At 56.9% G+C, this 16,635-nt stretch carries 16 protein-coding genes; 6 read left to right on the top strand and 10 right to left on the bottom strand.

The window, feature by feature from the left end:
- The first annotated feature begins 12 nt into the window (after positions 1-12).
- Positions 13-1,308, top strand: a complete 1,296-nt coding sequence (locus tag CFter6_RS00540; protein WP_061538280.1) for an NAD(P)/FAD-dependent oxidoreductase — start codon at positions 13-15, stop codon at positions 1,306-1,308.
- 133 nt (positions 1,309-1,441) lie between these two features.
- Complete coding sequence (locus tag CFter6_RS00535) at positions 1,442-2,422, top strand: aldo/keto reductase (RefSeq protein WP_082814496.1); 981 nt, start codon at positions 1,442-1,444, stop codon at positions 2,420-2,422.
- A gap of 3 nt (positions 2,423-2,425) precedes the next feature.
- Here the strand turns inward: CFter6_RS00535 and CFter6_RS00530 are convergent, their stop codons facing one another.
- Together CFter6_RS00530 and CFter6_RS00525 are read right to left on the bottom strand one after the other, a co-directional pair.
- The gene (locus CFter6_RS00530) at positions 2,426-3,121 is read right to left on the bottom strand and encodes a right-handed parallel beta-helix repeat-containing protein (RefSeq protein ID WP_061538279.1); all 696 of its coding nucleotides are present in this window, start codon (positions 3,119-3,121) and stop codon (positions 2,426-2,428) included.
- 26 nt (positions 3,122-3,147) lie between these two features.
- On the bottom strand, positions 3,148-3,516 hold the full coding sequence (locus CFter6_RS00525) for a DOPA 4,5-dioxygenase family protein (RefSeq protein WP_061538278.1): 369 nt from the start codon (positions 3,514-3,516) through the stop codon (positions 3,148-3,150).
- Positions 3,517-3,895: 379 nt separating this feature from the next.
- Between CFter6_RS00525 and CFter6_RS00520 the strand changes: the two genes are divergently transcribed.
- The gene (locus CFter6_RS00520) at positions 3,896-5,038 is read left to right on the top strand and encodes an AI-2E family transporter (RefSeq protein WP_236904473.1); all 1,143 of its coding nucleotides are present in this window, start codon (positions 3,896-3,898) and stop codon (positions 5,036-5,038) included.
- A 70-nt stretch (positions 5,039-5,108) separates the two neighbouring features.
- Here CFter6_RS00520 and CFter6_RS00515 read toward each other — a convergent pair whose 3' ends face one another.
- Positions 5,109-5,699 (bottom strand): BPSL1445 family SYLF domain-containing lipoprotein, encoded by a 591-nt coding sequence (locus CFter6_RS00515; RefSeq protein WP_061538277.1) that lies wholly within the window; start codon positions 5,697-5,699, stop codon positions 5,109-5,111.
- A gap of 316 nt (positions 5,700-6,015) precedes the next feature.
- Between CFter6_RS00515 and CFter6_RS00510 the strand changes: the two genes are divergently transcribed.
- Positions 6,016-6,492: a MaoC family dehydratase gene (locus CFter6_RS00510; protein ID WP_061538276.1), complete on the top strand. Its 477-nt coding sequence runs from the start codon at positions 6,016-6,018 to the stop codon at positions 6,490-6,492.
- Between the two features lie 48 nt (positions 6,493-6,540).
- Entirely contained in the window at positions 6,541-6,948 is a 408-nt protein-coding gene (locus CFter6_RS24685) for a VOC family protein (protein ID WP_082814494.1), read from the top strand.
- Positions 6,949-7,056: 108 nt separating this feature from the next.
- Here the strand turns inward: CFter6_RS24685 and CFter6_RS00500 are convergent, their stop codons facing one another.
- From CFter6_RS00500 to tssJ, 7 genes are all read right to left on the bottom strand, one after another.
- Positions 7,057-7,980, bottom strand: coding sequence for a hypothetical protein (locus CFter6_RS00500; RefSeq protein WP_061538274.1), 924 nt, complete (start codon positions 7,978-7,980; stop codon positions 7,057-7,059).
- A gap of 187 nt (positions 7,981-8,167) precedes the next feature.
- Complete coding sequence (locus CFter6_RS00495; RefSeq protein ID WP_150118564.1) at positions 8,168-9,088, bottom strand: hypothetical protein; 921 nt, start codon at positions 9,086-9,088, stop codon at positions 8,168-8,170.
- Positions 9,067-10,281: a hypothetical protein gene (locus tag CFter6_RS00490; protein ID WP_061538272.1), complete on the bottom strand. Its 1,215-nt coding sequence runs from the start codon at positions 10,279-10,281 to the stop codon at positions 9,067-9,069. The genes CFter6_RS00495 and CFter6_RS00490 overlap by 22 nt, the downstream gene beginning before the upstream one ends.
- Positions 10,271-12,910: a type VI secretion system Vgr family protein gene (locus CFter6_RS00485; protein WP_061542136.1), complete on the bottom strand. Its 2,640-nt coding sequence runs from the start codon at positions 12,908-12,910 to the stop codon at positions 10,271-10,273. Before CFter6_RS00485 ends, CFter6_RS00490 begins: the two co-directional genes overlap by 11 nt.
- Positions 12,911-12,973: 63 nt before the next feature.
- Positions 12,974-13,750 carry a type IVB secretion system protein IcmH/DotU gene (gene icmH, locus CFter6_RS00480; RefSeq protein WP_061538271.1) on the bottom strand — a complete coding sequence of 259 codons (777 nt, stop codon included), beginning with the start codon at positions 13,748-13,750 and terminating at the stop codon, positions 12,974-12,976.
- Entirely contained in the window at positions 13,747-15,093 is a 1,347-nt protein-coding gene (tssK, locus tag CFter6_RS00475) for a type VI secretion system baseplate subunit TssK (protein WP_061538270.1), read from the bottom strand. The genes icmH and tssK overlap by 4 nt, the downstream gene beginning before the upstream one ends.
- A 66-nt stretch (positions 15,094-15,159) precedes the next feature.
- Positions 15,160-15,759, bottom strand: coding sequence for a type VI secretion system lipoprotein TssJ (gene tssJ, locus CFter6_RS00470; RefSeq protein WP_061538269.1), 600 nt, complete (start codon positions 15,757-15,759; stop codon positions 15,160-15,162).
- 261 nt (positions 15,760-16,020) lie between these two features.
- On the opposite strand from tssJ, the gene CFter6_RS00465 reads away from it, so the two are divergent.
- Positions 16,021-16,620 (top strand): tetratricopeptide repeat protein, encoded by a 600-nt coding sequence (locus CFter6_RS00465; protein ID WP_061538268.1) that lies wholly within the window; start codon positions 16,021-16,023, stop codon positions 16,618-16,620.
- Positions 16,621-16,635: the final 15 nt, after the last annotated feature.

Here is a 16,635-nt window from a genome sequence, read left to right as displayed (position 1 = left end):
CCAATACACCGTATGAAAAACCTCTCTGCAGGACAAGCACTGCCGCCATCGCTGTGGGCCGCAACCGCGATCGCGCCGTTGACCACGGCGCCGTTGAACGCATCGCGCAAGGCCGACGTGGTCGTCGTCGGCGGCGGTTATACCGGGCTGTCGACCGCCTTGCACCTGGCCGAAGCCGGCGCCGAGGTCTGCCTGCTGGAAGCCTCGGAACCGGGCTGGGGCGCCTCCGGGCGCAACGGCGGCCAGGTGATTCCGGGATTGAAATACGATCCCGACCGGCTCAACGTGATGTTCGGCAGTAAAAAGGGCGAGCTGCTGGTCGATACTATCGGCAAGGCTGCCGACACCGTATTCGACCTGGTGGAAAAATACGGCATCGAGTGCGACGCCGTCCGCAACGGCTGGATCCAGCCGGCGCACTCGGCGCAGGTGATGCGGGCGCTGGAGAAACGCGCCGCGCAGTGGGCCGAACGCGGCGCGCCGGTGGAGATGCTGGATCGCAGCCAGGTGACGCAACGGATCGGCACGCCGGCCTATGTCGGCGGCTGGATCGACCGCCGCGCCGGCAGCATCCAGCCGCTCAGTTATTGCCGCGGCCTGGCGCGGGCAGCGAAGGCGCATGGCGCCGCCATCCATGGCAATACCCTGGTCAGCAGCCTGCAGCGCCAAGACGGCCACTGGCAAGTCAGAACGGCCGGCGGCGCTTGCGTGACAGCCGACCAAGTGGTGATCGCTACCAACGGCTACACCGGCGACCTGTGGCCACGCCTGAAACAGTCGGTGATCGCCGCCAACAGCTTCATCGTCGCCACCAGACCCTTGCCGCCGGAACTGGGGGACAGCATCCTGGCCGGCGGGCAAGTGGTGTCCGATTCGCGCCGGCTGCTGCTGTATTACCGGCGCGATGCATACGGACGCCTGCTGATGGGCGGCCGCGGCCCCTTCCCTGATCCGACCGGCGCGCAGGATTTCAGCCATCTGGAACGTTCGCTGGCGCTGCTGTTTCCGCAGCTGGCGCAGGTCGACTACGAATTCCGCTGGGCCGGCAGGGTAGCGATTACCCGCGATTTCCTGCCGCATGTGCACGAACCCGCCGCCGGACTGACGATAGCGCTGGGCTACAACGGCCGCGGCATCGGAATGGCGTCGACCATGGGCCGCTGCCTGGCGCGGCGCCTGCTGAGCGCAAAAGCAGCGCCGTTCCCGTTCCCGGTCAGCACCATCCAGCCGATTCCTTTGCATGGCCTGCAGCGCTTTTATATTGCCGCCGGCGTCGCCTATTACAGCATCCTCGACAAATTTTCCTGAAGAGGTGCCAGCGTGCGCAGGCAGGCGAGCGGGTGACGATGGATAAAGCGCGCATCGCTTATACTGGCAGCTAGCGCTTTTCCCGCTCAAACTGCAGGACCGGGAGCGCCATTTTCACCATCCGGAGCAAACCATGATGAAGCAGCGGAAACTGGGTTCAAGCGGGCTGACGGTATCGGCGATCGGCCTCGGTTGCATGGGCATGAGCACTGCATACGGCGCGGCCGATGAAACCGAATCCATCGCCACCCTGGAACGGGCGCTTGCCCTGGGCATCAATTTCTTCGACACCGCCGAACAATACGGCCCCTACGAAAACGAAGCGCTGCTGGGACGCGTCTTCAAAGGCCGCCGGCATGACGTAGTGCTCGCCACCAAATTCGGCTTCAAGATAGAGAATGGCGTCACCACCGGCATCACCAGCGAGCTCAGCCACATACGGCGCGCAGTGGAAGGCTCGCTGCGCCGCCTCGGCACCGATTACATCGACTTGCTGTACCAGCACCGGGTCGATCCCGCGGTGCCGATTGAAGAGGTGGTCGGCGTCATGGCGGACCTGGTGCGTGAAGGCAAGGTACGCTACCTGGGGCTGTCCGAGGCCGGCGTCGCCAATATCCGCAAAGCCCATGCGGTGCATCCGATCAGCGCGCTGCAAAGCGAATATTCGCTGTGGGAACGCAACCTGGAAGCCGACATCCTGCCAGTCCTGCGCGAACTGGGGATCGGGCTGGTGCCGTTCAGCCCGCTCGGCCGCGGCTTCCTGAGCGGCACGGCGCAGCGCGCGGAAAACTACCCCGACTCCGATTTCCGCCATCGCGATCCGCGCCTGCAGGGCGACAACTTCGACGCCAACATGCGCGCCGCAAAAATAGTTGGGGAAATTGCCGCGTTGAAGGGTGTAAGCAGCAGCCAGGTTGCACTGGCCTGGGTGCTGCAACAAGGCGAGGACATCGTGCCGATTCCGGGCACCAAGCGCCGCGCTTACCTCGAGCAAAATGCCAACGCGACCGAGGTCACCCTCAGTCCTAGCGAAACCGCGTTGCTGGAAAACGCCCTGAAGCAGGTGGCCGGGGAACGCTACAGCAAGGAACGCATGGCCTGGGTCGATCGATAAATCTTACTGACAGGGCGCGCCATTGCAGACATTGCGATCGGCGGCGGCTGGCTTCAGGTTGGTTTGTGCGGCGTTGTTGTTATTGCTCTTGAACTGGTTGTTGCTGAAAGTGGAATGGCCATACGCGGCCAGTCCCAGCATCTGGTTGCCGCGCATCACGCTGTTGCGCACCTTGAGATCGACGCCGAAGATGCCGTCGCCGCCGTTGGCTTCAGCCACGCTGTTGCTGATGGCGCCGCCAAACAATACCGCGCCGCCATGGCCGTTCCTGGCCATCACTACGCGGTCCAGGCTGGCCGTATTGATTTCCAGGTAAACACCGTAGTTTCCCATACCCTGGATGATGCCGTTCTTGACCACGACGCCGCTACGGTTGACCGCATGGACGCCATTGCCGCTGCCGCCCGGCCAGCATGGCGCGGGCAGTTGCTGGCAGCGCACCGGCCCTTGGATGGCGTGGCCGTTGAGATCGAGCGTGACATTGTCGGCATTGATCTCGATCGCCGTGGTGTTGGCGTCGGGTACTTTCAGGTTGCCTGACAGCTTGTAATATCCGGCTTCCTCGATGACGACCAGGAAACCCGGCTTGTCGGCGCGATCGGCAGCGATCATGGTGACGCGGCCGGCGGCCGCGCTCATGCCTGGGACCAGCAACACGGCAAGCAGCGCCGCCGCCGTGCATTGCTGCAGACTAGCCATGACAAGACCCGCTCCCATTACCGGCTTCATTGCTCCGCCACCTCCGGCTCCCCGGAAAATATCGACAGTTTCAACGGGCGCACCGCACCCATCCAGATCGCATGGTCGCGATGATCGCGCAGGTCGTCGCCGGTCAGCGGATGGATGAACACCACCAGGCCGGCGCGATGCAGGGCCAGCCATGGAATCACTTCGCCAAACAATGGCGTGTCGAAAGCCAGCTGGCAGCTCCAGTCCGGATGCGGACCGACCGGGCGCTGGTGGACCCGGCCCATGCTCAGTGCAAACCGCCGCGCCGCTTCCTCGCACAAGGCTTGCGCCTGCGCCAGAGTGCTGGCATCGAAGTAGATGTGGGCATGGTAGCCGGTGATGCTCGGCGCGGACGGTTCGGTCATGCGGGAAACTCCAGGGAGGTGGCAGGGACGGCAGAACGGATTTCTGCCTGTATTCTTACCTTGCCAAAAAACAAGAATACCTCTTTTCCTGCAACCAGGGAAATCTCCATCAAAGCACAAAACCATGCTTGTCTTTCTGTCCACCAGGTCTGCAACGAATGCCTGCGGAAGTGTTCATGGGGCAGGATTTGGCGCACAATCAACCCGCAAGAAAATAATGCCGGCTTTGTACGGTGACGTACTTAAAATATGAATCCGGGCAGGTAACCTGCATTCATCGGCTTGCCTTGAAGAGCTACACCAGCAAATGACCATGGAACCACCAATCGCACCACCCGCGCCAGCAGACGCAAGCTCAAGCGAGGCACCAGAAACAAGTATGGCGGACGCTGCGCCGATGACCGGACCGCTGGCGCCGTTTGCCGCCGCCGGCTCCACCAATGTCCGCAACCTGTGCTTGCGGATACTGACCGTCCTGGCCCTGGTGTTTGCCCTGCAGTGGGCGCAGAGTTTCCTGATCCCGCTGGTGTTCGGCATTTTCATCGCCTACACCCTGAACCCCCTGGTGGCGTGGCTGGAGCGCATCCGCATCCCGCGCCTGGCCGGCACCTGCATTGTGATGGCGACCTTGCTGCTTGGCCTGGGCCAGGTTGCCTACTCCTTGCGCGGCGAGTTCCAGTCCATCGTCGAGCGCCTGCCGGCCGCTTCCCACCAGCTGGCGCGCTCCATGGCCAGCATACAAGCCAGGACGCAAGGCCAGGCCAGCACAATCCAGAAAATGCAGGCAGCGGCCAACGAAATCCAGACCGCCGCCGGGCAGGCTGCCGGCGTGCGGCCGGATCCGAAACGGCAAGCCAGTCCGGCGCCGCCCTCGTTTCAACTGAGCGAATGGCTGTGGACTAGTTCGATGGGCGCGATGCTGTTCCTGGGCCAGGCGGTGATGGTGATCTTCCTGGTATTTTTCCTGCTGCTGTCGGGCGATACCTTCAAACGCAAGCTGGTGAAACTGACCGGACCGTCGCTCGCCAACAAGAAAATAGCCGTCAACATCCTGTTCGACATCAATACCTCGATCCAGAGCTACATGTTCATGCTGCTGGTGACGAACGCCTTGCTGGCGGTCCTGATGTGGGTGGTGTTTCGCCTGATCGGACTTGAAAATGCCGGCGCCTGGGCCGTCGCCAGCGGCTTCCTGCACATCATTCCGTACTTCGGACCCCTGCTGATCGCCGTCACAACCGGCCTGACTGCATTCATGCAGTTCGAATCGTTCTCGATGATGCTGCTGGTGTCGGCTTCGACGCTGGTGATAGCGACCCTGGTCGGCACATTCGTGACAACCTGGATGATAGGCAGGATCGCCAAGATGAATGCGGCCGCAGTCTTCATCGGCCTGCTGTTCTGGGGCTGGCTGTGGGGAGTATGGGGAATGCTGCTGGGCATTCCGATCATCGTCATCGTCAAGGTCATCGCCAAGCATGTGGACCGCATGCACGCGGTGGCCGAGCTGCTGGGCGACTAGACCTTTTTTCTGCAGGCAAAAAAAATACGGCATCCGAGGACGCCGCATCAAGCCAGATTACAGGCGGGAATTAAAGCGAGATCTTGGCGATCTTGGCGCCTTGCAGCGACACGCCGGCGATCAGGCCGCCATTGGTGGTCACGAAGCCGATGATCGGCTGTTGCGCGGTGTTGGTGTCGATGTTGCCGTTGGCGCCGATGTTGGCCAGCGCGACGGTAGCGTCAGCGCCGACAGTCCAGCCGTTGCTGTTGCGGAATTTATCGAGAGCATCCTGCGTCATGAACAGCAGCACGATGGCTTTCGATTGCGCACCGGCCTGGAAGCCGATGGAACCGGCCGTGGTGCTGTAATAGCCCTCGGTGCGGCCGCCGACGCGCAATGCGCCCTTACCGTATTCGCCGCCGATCACAAAGCTGGCCTGCAGCACTTCCGGGAACACCAACACGCCCTTGGCGCGCGCTACCAGCTCACGCGAGGCAGGCGCGGTCTGATACAGTTTGGACAAAGTGGCGTCAACTCCGGCATTGACATCGGTCCGGCTGGTTGAAGAACTGGCGTCCTTGCCCGGCATGGTGGTGGTGCAGCCGGCAAACGTCAGGCTGGCCATGGCGACGGCGACAGCTGCCAGGCCCTTGGAAGGGAATGAGAATTTTTTTTGCATTTTTTTCTCCATCAAAAATAAGAATAACAATTAGACAACGTTGTAAATTATATATCGCATTGCAAAGGACGTGTATAAACCAACATTTTTGACTGAGCTTCCATGACCTCCCAGCTCCTGACGGTATCCCTGGTTGAATCGGCCGCAACGAAGGCGACATCGCGGCATCCAAGCTGCGGCGCATCATTATCCGCAATCATGGTTTCACTCTAGGCGGGATGTAAGATTGCATCTGTACGGTAGCACACATTCAAACGGCTGTTGCCTGCCTGCGTTGTCGAGGGCTGGCAACGTTGACCACAGCGAGGAACCCGCAATGAACCAACACAGCACCAAGCCGCAGCCCGGGCTCTACCTGGACGACCTGAAAACCGGCGACCGCTTCAGCAGCGCCGAACACACGCTGGATGAACAGCAGATCCTGGAGTTCGCCCGCCAGTTCGATCCCCAGCCTTTCCACCTGAGCGACGCCGCCGCCAAGGACACCCTGTTCGGCGGCCTGGCAGCCAGCGGCTGGCATACCGCAGCCATCACCATGCGCCTGCTGGTCACCAGCGGCATGCCGCTGCAGGACGGCATCATCGGCGCCGGCGGCGAAATCAGCTGGCCGCAAGCGACCCGCGCCGGCGACATCCTGCGCGTGGAAAGCGAAATCATGGAAATCACGCCATCGCGCTCACGCCCGGATCGCGGCATGGTCAAGCTGCGCAGCGAAACCCGCAACCAGCGCGGCGAAGTGCTGCAGCTGTTCGTATCGAAGCTGGTGGTATTCCGCAAACCGGCAGCTGGATGAAATAAACGGCCTGCGGATCTACAATAAAATCTTTGAACGGGCACCGAAATGATACATATCCGTGAAATCGACCACCTCGTATTGCGCGTGAGCGACCTTGAACAGATGCTGCGCTTTTACTGCGATGCGCTCGGCTGCACCGTCGACCGCCGCCTGGACAGCATCGGCCTGGTCCAGCTGCGCGCCGGCAGCGCCATGCTCGACCTGGTGCCGGTCGACGGCAAGCTCGGCAGCGCAGGCGGCGCGGCGCCCGGAAAGGAAGGGCGCAACCTTGACCATTTCTGCTTTCGGGTTGAACCCTTCGATGAAGCGGCGATTCGCGCGCATCTTGTTGCGCATGGCGTGGCGGCTGGCGAACTTGAGTCAAGAAACGGAGCGGAAGGGGAAGGACCGTCGATTTATGTCACGGATCCTGAGGGGAATGTGGTTGAGCTCAAGGGACCGCCGTATGAATGAAAGTGGAGCAAACACCTGGCGCCACTATTCACTGGCGATATAAAAAGAAAAGAACCGCTGAACCTATGAATGTTTCTATACCCAAACGATTCAGCAAGTAATCATATTTTATTCATCCGGATTACGATACTCGGTATCAATCTTGAATCCCAAGGCATGGAGCTTTTCTTCTGACTTAACGCGTTCCTCAGCTTGTTTTTTCCTTGCGGCCGGATACAGTTCTTTCCATCGCGGCCGGTCTTCATAGGTTTGTTCGCTGCGTTCAAAACTGTCTTTGCTCTCGAGACCGAGGGTAAGGAAATAGGCTCCTGGCAGATTGGGATCCATCCTTGTTTTATCCCGCATGAGCTGCACGTTCATATACACCCCATTTAGGTAAAATTGCCATCCCGTCATATCCTTGATCTTCATCCAGATATCCAACGAGGGCACATAACTCGGATCCAACGACATCAAGCCAGCTCCATTCTCGATATCGCTCATCTGATAGCGCAGCGCATCGGCACCATTCAGGCGCGGCATGCTAGGGTCAATCCATCGCTTCCAGCCTGCTTCCTGAATGCGCTGAAGCAGGGCATAAAATTTGAGACGTGCGTCGTCGTGAAGTACGTTATTCCTTGGGGGTAGTCCCATACTGACAGAAAGGCTGGCTATTCCTTCCTCGGGATATGTATCATCGGCATCTCCCAATACCGAGAAAACCGAATCCAGGACGAGGCTGCTCGAGCCATTTTTTACAACAATGGCGCCTAAAGCATCGTTAGGCCAGTTAATTCTGTAAAAATGCGATCCTGGATTACGATCGTTGATAACGACCATTTCTTTATATTGCTGTGCAAAATGCTTACCAGATTCGCCGATTTCAACCACGACACTGCTGGAAACCACGGTTTTCTTCTCCAGGAGATTAAACGGAGCAGCTTTGATATCGTGGCCAAACATAAGCCCGAATGCAGTCGCCAAAAGGGCAATTAGCCAGAGCGCCGACACACCAGGAACCCAATTTTTAGAAAGAAATTTTCTAAACGTCATTGATAGGGCTGTTCATCAAAGGATGATTACGCCTTCCCGGGCGTTTTCCCGCTTCAATTCGGAATCGGAAGGTCTCGATACGTTTCGTCAATTGCCATGCCTTTGGCCTTGAGTTCAGTTTCTTTTTGCGCACGCGTGGCCGAGAATTTTGTCAGCACAGCGGGTAGCATTGAGCAGATTGAGTACCCTAAGAATCTCTTAGCCATTGCCACACGGTTAGCCCATACGCCGATTTCAGATTTGGCATAATCTCTCCTGCTTTGAAAATGCGTTGGACTGGGGCAGCGTCCATAGACTCCCACACTCCTGTCTTTGGACTCGGTTGGCCGGCTTTTTCGCGTAGCGGCGCGTCAGGTTGTTTGAGTGCCGGTTGCTCTGGAGTGTAGTACTCCTTTTTTAGTTGTACACGCTGATTCGCTTCGGTCTCGAACGACTGGATGGAACTGTAAGCGTGTTGAAGATTTTTCCACATCCAGTCGGGTAACGTTAAATATTGATTTGGCGATACAACTAGAAATTTTCCGCACGCCGGAGCTTCTGCAGTTGCATCGTTATCGGGAATGAAGTCCTGATGGGAACAGCTACCATGGTTAAACACCATAGGCTCGTTTTTTTGGACGTCGGTAAAATAATAAAATCTGGATTTTCCGCTTTCCGATGCAGTCGGAAATTTATGAATTTGAGTGTTTTCGTCAAAGTAGAAGGTAAACCATTTGTCGTCGTCATCTTGAGCTGCATCACCATGCATTTTTAGAATTTTCCGTTCGCCTGTTTTCGAAACGGAGACCATATAGGTTGCTCTGTGACCAGGGGTAGAGTCTCCCATCACTTCATCTACAGGAGCTTTCAATTTGACTACGCCATTTTCTGGAACCCATACGGCTTTGCCGAGGGGGTCGGATTTCACATCTACACCGTCAGCTTGCCCAAAGAAAAAAAACACAGGCCCAATATAACTATCGGGGATTAGAAATACCAGTGGGGCGGGCATCGTTATTTCCTTATAAAATCTCACTGTTCCATAACTCAATGCGGCAAGCAGAAAAAATGCCAGCCATAGATTTCGCTTTCGCGTTAACCATATTCTCATTGCTTTTTTAGCTTCCATTTTTCGTCAGCCAGATCGTAATCATCTTTTGTCCGCCCTTCGTTTGGATTGCGATGCAAATGATAGTTGTTCCAATCGTCACGTGTGGTTTTATCCCGTGGCCCGATTTTCCATGTTGCATCTAATAGGCCGGACAACACATCGAGGGGCGTTTTATAGGCTGATAAATACAGAGGCAGCGTGCTCCCTTTTTCTGGTTGAGTAATTTGAGTAGGATCACCACAATTCCACTCAAATTTTCCCCATGTTTTTTTTGATACGTCGGACTTCATGTCACCGGACGCGATCATGCATGTCTCGTCTTCTCCTGAGGTCGGATATAGCTCGCGTAAGCTAGGAGACCCACCCAAGACCTGCCCGAATACCCAAAGCTTTTGGCCGAAATTACCCTTTTCGTCTATTTCTATACGTATCGTGTTGGCCCACATCAAACGCTTATTCACGTTCCACAAATGAGTGGACGGGTCTCCGATGCGTACGTGACTTCCCAGGAAGAGCGTATTGCCTGCGGGATCTTTTACGAAGCTTTCGCAATTTGGAAAACCATCTCCATAGGTTAGAGACAAGATGTCCATATAGAGATTAACCCTCTCTACCTTGATCCATATTTCATTAAATACGTCCAATGAAGGTACGGGGGTTGTACCAATTACTTTTTCTATAGGCTTCGACATCAAAAACGCAAAATTTATACCACCGTACCAGCTTTTCGTTCGAAGTTCCTTTTGCCCGCCATGCGGAGTGTTGACCTGCGTAACTACAAGCGTGCCGTGCGGTTGAAATTCCTTTTTCTTATAGTCTTCTCGGCTTCCAAATATGCTCCATAGACCAGGGCCGGAGTCCGAAGGATTTGACGCTTGTTCCAAATTTGAATCGGTGGATTTTGTTAGTGCTCCGGTCACCATTAAATTCGTATCTAGAATATACCGCTGCCAAATTCGCGATGTGGGCCGACCTTTTGAATCATCACCGCCAACCCAGCTCTCCCCCAAAGAAAAGCCTCGATTGTCCCCATGGAATCTAAAGCCCTTGCGCTCAAATTGCCGGTTAGGGTGAAACGAACGTACATTGACCTCGTATTTCGCCAATGCCGCGAATTTAATTTGCGCGGCAACACCTTCCTGATTTTCAGATGGCGTGGATTTGGCTACTTTAAGCAGTCTGCCAATGGTCTTTGTTTCTTCACCAGCCATGATTTTCCTTTTTATCACCTGTATAGAAGAAATGCAGATCGTCGGATTTTTTTTCAGTGCCAGCTAATTGTGTCTTGCCATTTGTGGCAGTCAGTCCTTCTATCGTCTCACCTGTTGAATGACGTGCGAGAGTGTACGGTATGTTGGCCAATTTTTTTCCCGTGCTTTCTTCAGCGATATGAAAATATTCATTGAACACGCCAGGTATAGCTACGTGAGGGAACTCAGGCATTTTGATGGCCAGATTTTTCGCTCCTGGCAAGCTATGCGTAGCTGCATGGGCGACATAATTGCCGTTAGTACCGTGCTCGATGCCGCCGGCATTGAATTTCCCGTAACTGCCTCCGCCATTGATCAGTACCTCTTCTTTGGCGGTAATGGTAATAGTGTTTGCAGTTTGCGTGATGTTCAACTTGGCCAGCAGGTTGATGCTGTCTGAGAGAGCCTGCATATCCACATCGCCGGCAGCTGCGACCATTTTCATTCCCGTTTTTTGTACATACAAGCGGAAAGTATTCGTGATACTGGCAAACAGACTGTCGCCACTGGCAATGGACAAGCTCTTGCCGGTGGTGATGGCGGTGTGCTCATCGCTGGCAATGTGCGTCGATTGCGCCGTTGTGGTTTCAATCCCCGCAGGACTGGCCAGCACCAGGTGTGGTGCTGATAATTCCGGGAAGCTACCTTCTTTCGCCGTGCCACCCTTGATCGCCTCGTTCTGCGTCTTGAGGATCTGCGCAACATCGGCCTGCTGACCCTGTTTCTCCTGCGCCCCCGCCTGCTGCGCCATCTCCGCCAGCGTCTCATGCTGGTCTCGTGCGGAGGTGAGCCTCTGCACCGTCTCGCCCATGTCCTTCATGTGCGAAGCAGCATTGCTGCGCCCTTCAGTGGTGATCAGCATGCCTTTCGCCGAACGGGCCACGCCATGGCCGTCAGTGCGCAGTTCCCAGCCCTCGCCGCGTGCGTCCTTGCGGCCGGCGTTGTCTTCAATGCGGGTGATGTTGCCCAGGCTGAGCTGGCTGTGCTGGTGATCGCTTTTGAGTTGGGCCTGGATCTTGGCGTTGGTGTCGTCCAGGATCAGGTGGTTGCTGCGCCCGCCGGCCTGGTTGCCGCCATTCGGGGTCAACTCACGACTTCTGAGGCCCATCAACGATTGCTGGGTCGCCAGCTTCCATGGCGGCATATTGCGCTGGTTATAGACGCTGCCGGTAACCAGGGGCCGGTCCGGGTTGCCATCGAGCCATTGCACGATCACTTCGCTGCCGACCCGCGGAATCGCCGCCGCACCCAGTTCACTGCCCGCCCAGGAGCTGGCGACACGGATCCAGGCCGAGCTCTTTTCATCATTGTTGCCGATCCGGTCCCAGTGGAACTGCACGCGGATACGGCCGTATTCATCGGTATAGATGCTGTCCTGGCCGGAAGGCCCCACTACTGTGGCGGTCTGCGGCGCCTGGATCTTGGTGGCAGTGCTATTAAAACCACGGCCTGGACGCCAGGGGATGGTTTTACGGATGCAGGTTAACTGGTTGCTGTAATCGGCCTTTTCGCTGACCTGCTGCAGGTAATTGTTGCTCGCCTTGTGGTGGACCGTCAGGATCAGGAATTCGCTTTTACCGGCTTCTTCATGGCTGCCGAAGGGATTGAAGGCAAAGTGGTTGGTTAAACGGAAATACCGTCCCGGCAGTACCGAGCGGTTATTGCCTTTGGCTTCAAAGTGCTTGCCCGCTGCCTCGATCTCTTCCATGCGCAGCTGCGCCTGTTTGTCGCCATCCTGATTGCCCTTGAAACCATAAGCGCCCGTGTATTCGTAGGATTCGATATTGAGCACATCGCCCTGCTTGTTCAGGGTGGGTACACCAACATTGCCGGGTACCGGGCTTTTAAAATTGAACCCTGCCAGGCTGACGCTGCCGGGCACGATATCGCGTACCGGCGACCAGTCGCCGATACCGTCTTCCTCTATCGCACCGCCATGGCGCTGGAAACGGATCTCGGGGCCGTTGTCGACCGCTGCTGCCTGGGTGGTGTCGTCCGTGAGGATCAGTTTATGACCCTTGTCGCTATGTTCATACCAGTACGACCAGCCGGCCGCTTCCCAGCGCCGGTGCAGGTAATTGAAATCGCTCTCGTTGAACTGGCAGGCGTCGGTCATCGCCACATCTTCACCACGCACCCGCACATCCCAGTCGGGATGGGTACCGTAGTCGCTGAAGATGCTTTCGGTCTGCTCGCGCAGGGTCTTGCCGTGGAAGATGTAGTTATCCTTGCGCAGGCGCAGGTATTGCAGCCACGGGCCGAGTTTGGCCTGATAGAAGCTGATGCTGCCGTCGGTCTTCACCAAACGGAATTCAAAGCAGTAGCCGCTGAAGTAGCGCAGGCTGCCGTCGGCGCGCACCAGTTCGACGTTAAACAGCTTGCCTTGCAAATCCTTGAGCGCCAGGCTGGCATCATCGGACAACAGCTCTACGGTGAAGGCAAAGTCACGCGACAGGCTTTCGGCGGCATCGAGCTTGTTGACCAGCAGCTGTGCAGACGGACCATCATCGTGCGGAAAAGAGAGGCGCAGGATACGGCTGGTCTGGCGCCCGCCAATCAGGCTTTGCAGGCTCTGGAGTACGTTGCTCATGCCGTGTCCCATACGTGCCCGGAATGCCGGGCATCAGATAGTTAATGCCTCAGCCGAATCCGATCAAGGCAGGGTGATGGTCAGGTAGGACGCGCGCGGCGCCAGTTTGACGATGTCGCTGTAGCCGCTGATGCTCGATGCGGTAGCCCGCGACAGCATGGTGTTCAGGGCAAAATAACCGCCCAGCCCGATCAGGGCGAATACCGAACACAGCGCCCATAGCGGCACCTCATTGCGCAGCTTGTGGCTGATCTGGTCCGGCCGTTCCCAGTGCGGTGCAAAACCGGCGCTCTTGCCTTTCATGCGCGCGATTTCGTCGCCCAGGCGGGCGGTCAGGTAGTTCAGCTTTTCCGGACCTTCGATGATGTACTTGCCCTGGAAACCCAGCAGCAGGCACATGTGGAACACTTCCAGCGCCTGCAGATGCTGGGCGCCCTTGGCGCGCAGGTCTTCCAGGCGGGTGAAGAAATGTTCGCCGGCGAGCTGGTCGCCGAACAGGATCAGTTGCAGCGGCCGGCGCGCCCAGGTATCGCGGATATTGAATTGCGAATGCAGGATGTTCTCGTCAACTGCCGCGCAAAACGCGTATTTCGCGGCGTGGACGTCTTCCGCCGACACATCCAGCTTTTTTGCGCCGCGTTCGAAATCGCTGAGGAAGCGCTGCATCTTCGACGTGAAACCGGCTTCGTCGGTAGGCGCACAACGGCTCTTCAGCAGGAACAAGGCGTAGAACCCGTCGTACATCAGGTCCAGCAATGAATTGGCGGAACTGGTGTCCGCCGCTACGTATTGGCCGGCGGCGCTGTCGCCGAGCAGGGAGGGGGCTGATGGTCTGTTCATGATGTAACCGCTAAGAGCTCAAGTTTAAGGTCGTTGATGCCGGATGGTACATAAATCGAGATCGACTGCGCCTGCAGCATACGATCATACAGGGCGCCCTTGTTTTCCAAGGCAAAATAATAAGTGTCCGGCCGTACCGGCAAGGCCGCCGGCACTTGCGGCGAATGCGACAGCTTGACGCCCGGCATCGCCGACAGCACGAACTTGTCGACGTCGTCGGGCGCGCCGATCTTGAAGCGCAACGGCACGATATCGACCAGCTCGATGGCCGGCATGCTGGCGTTGACCGCCAGGTAGAACGCGGTCTTGTCGTCGATCTTGCCGGAATCGAGCATGCCGTGGTGATGCGAAGGCTTGTTCTCCGACAGCGCGATCGAGAAATAGCGCGAGGAAATCACGGTATCCAGCAGCTCGCGGATGATGCTGTCGAGCTTGGCGAAACACGGTCCCGGATCCTGGTGCTGGTACACCGGCAGGTCCGACAGCGCATAACTCTTGGAAAACGTCATCAACGCGCCGGCCAGGCTCAGCAGCTGCTCGTACAAACGCTCCGGATGGAACGCCGGATTGTGGAAGTAATGCGTCAGCCCGGCAAACGCCGAACTTGCAGTATGCAGCAGCCAGAACGATGAAATATCGCCGGAACGGAATTCGATCACGTTCTTGCTCGGTTCGCGGTGGTGGCCATACAAGGCGCTGACCTTGGCCTGCAGCGCATCCATCAGGCGCCGCAGCTGGATATACAGCGCCGGCGCGCTGCGGATCGTCAGGCTCGGCGCGACGAAGGTCGGGTCGGGTTCGAAGCCGCCGGTCGAAATGCGGCGCAGCTTGATCAGCGGAAAACTGATCAGCGAATCACGCGGATCGAGCTCCGACACCATGCGCACCGATTTCTTCAGGTAGGTCAGCTCGGCTTCCGCCGCCTGCGTGAACAGGTCGGGCGTGGCCGAGTTGTTCTGGGCGTAGCGGGTCGAGTTGCTGGTCTGGCCCAGCGGCGAAAAATTGCCGCCGAAGCCTTTCATGTATGGCAGCGCCGCGTAGTAAGTAATGGTTTGCTGCGCATGCGGGATATCGCTCAGGTCCACCACTTCCGGCAGGTCGTCGTCGCCCGGCGCGTTATAAATCTCGCCGTCCTGGAAAATCACCGACAGTTCAGATAAACGCAGCGTGTTGTTGGCCAGCGCATCGCGGTCCAGCTGCACCGTCATCACGCCCCAGGCATACGGATGCAAGGCGTTGGTGGTCTCATGCAGGCGGTTTTCGTGATACCGGTCCTGCTGCTGGAAATGCTGAGGCCGTAAAAACAGGCCTTCGCCCCATAAAATTTTCGATGTTCGATTCACGTATTTACTCACATGTCATTTTATTCAAACCATCACGCAAAATCCGCGTGGCGCTAGCTGACCACGCTAGCCGCATGGGGCCGGGGTTAAAAGTTTAGTCGCGGCGCCGGTTTCCGCAACCGTGACGCCGGTGCCGACCGTCAGCGCACAGGCGTTCGCGCCTACGGTAATGCCTGATTTTTCCGCAGCCTCGGCCGGGAAAGTCACCTTCCAGCGTTGCGCCGCAGGCTTGCGAAACAAGGCCACAACCCCGACAAAACCCGCTTCCCTGGTGACTTTTTCGCTGACTTCATAACGTTGCCCAGGAACCAACGTAATTTCCTTAACTTCGATCAGATCGGCGCCCAATACGTCTTTTTCTTTCTGCGGATTGGTAAATGTATCGTATGTAGCCTGTTGGAAAGCACCATTTTGTCGTAACTTATATACTCTGGCGACCAGGGCAAGCGGCGTACCGGAGCTGTCGGCGTTCAAATTGGTGCCTGCATGCAATTTGATCGCTATGGTGCGCGGCGGTTTTTGCGCATCGGGAACTTCTGGTTTGGTGATGCCCGACATCTGCAATACGGAACTGGCGACTGAGCCAATCGCGGAAACGGCGCCTGCGGCGCATCCAGCCAAACTCAGTATTGCGGCCAACGAAACCAGGAGAGATAAGGGGCGCATTAAAGTTAATCTTTATTTGGGTTGCAAAAGTACCGGATAAATAATAACGTCTGGAATAATATTTTATTGCCAATATTGTATAAAACAACAACATTCTCAGTTGTCGCCTAGACACATAGTATGGGTCTGGACTAAACTTGTTGCAATGGTGTAACCAAAGTTCACAAATTTTGATGTAGATTGGCAATATGATATCTGCATCTGCCGGGTTTTGTTAAGATTCGGGTATTTAAAAGTTGCCACATAGAAAGCGAGTTTACGATGAGTCAATGGAAAAGCAAATTTATCTACGGCGTGGCATTGGCGTGCCTGGTAAGCGCCTGCGCAACCCCACCTGCGGTTGATCCCGCAGCCAAACTGGATTCTATAGTGGCTGAAGCCGACGCCGCACAAAAAGCCGGGCAGACCGACAAGGCAGTCAAATTATTGAAAGACGCGACCAGCGCGTTTCCTGCAGACAAGACACCATGGGTGCGCCTGGCGCAGATCCGTTTCGATGCGGAAAACTATGGCGACGCCATTTCCTATGCGCTGGAAGGCTTGCAACGCGATCCGAAAGACAAGGTCGCCAACAGCATAGTCGCGGTAGGCGGCCTGCGGCTGTCGACCAAGGCGCTGAACGATTTACGCACACAAAACGATTTGAACGGCAATGTCCGCACCGAAGCACAGGGACTGGCCAAAATCCTGCGTGAAAGCCTGGGCGAGACGGTGTTGGTGCCGCCCCGTCCAAAGGCAGTAGCACGTCCGGCGCCGGCAGCCGCCGCAGCAGCAGCCGCCAAAAAGGGTGCCGTCCCGGCCAAACCGGGCACGCCTGAACCTAGCGGCGATGGCGCCAATCCATTCGGATCGTTGCAGTAACTCATATGATTCCTG

This window comes from Collimonas fungivorans (assembly GCF_001584145.1).
Lineage (GTDB): Bacteria > Pseudomonadota > Gammaproteobacteria > Burkholderiales > Burkholderiaceae_D > Collimonas > Collimonas fungivorans.
Note: the sequence above shows the minus strand (reverse complement) of the source record. Positions and strands in the feature narration are given on the sequence as shown.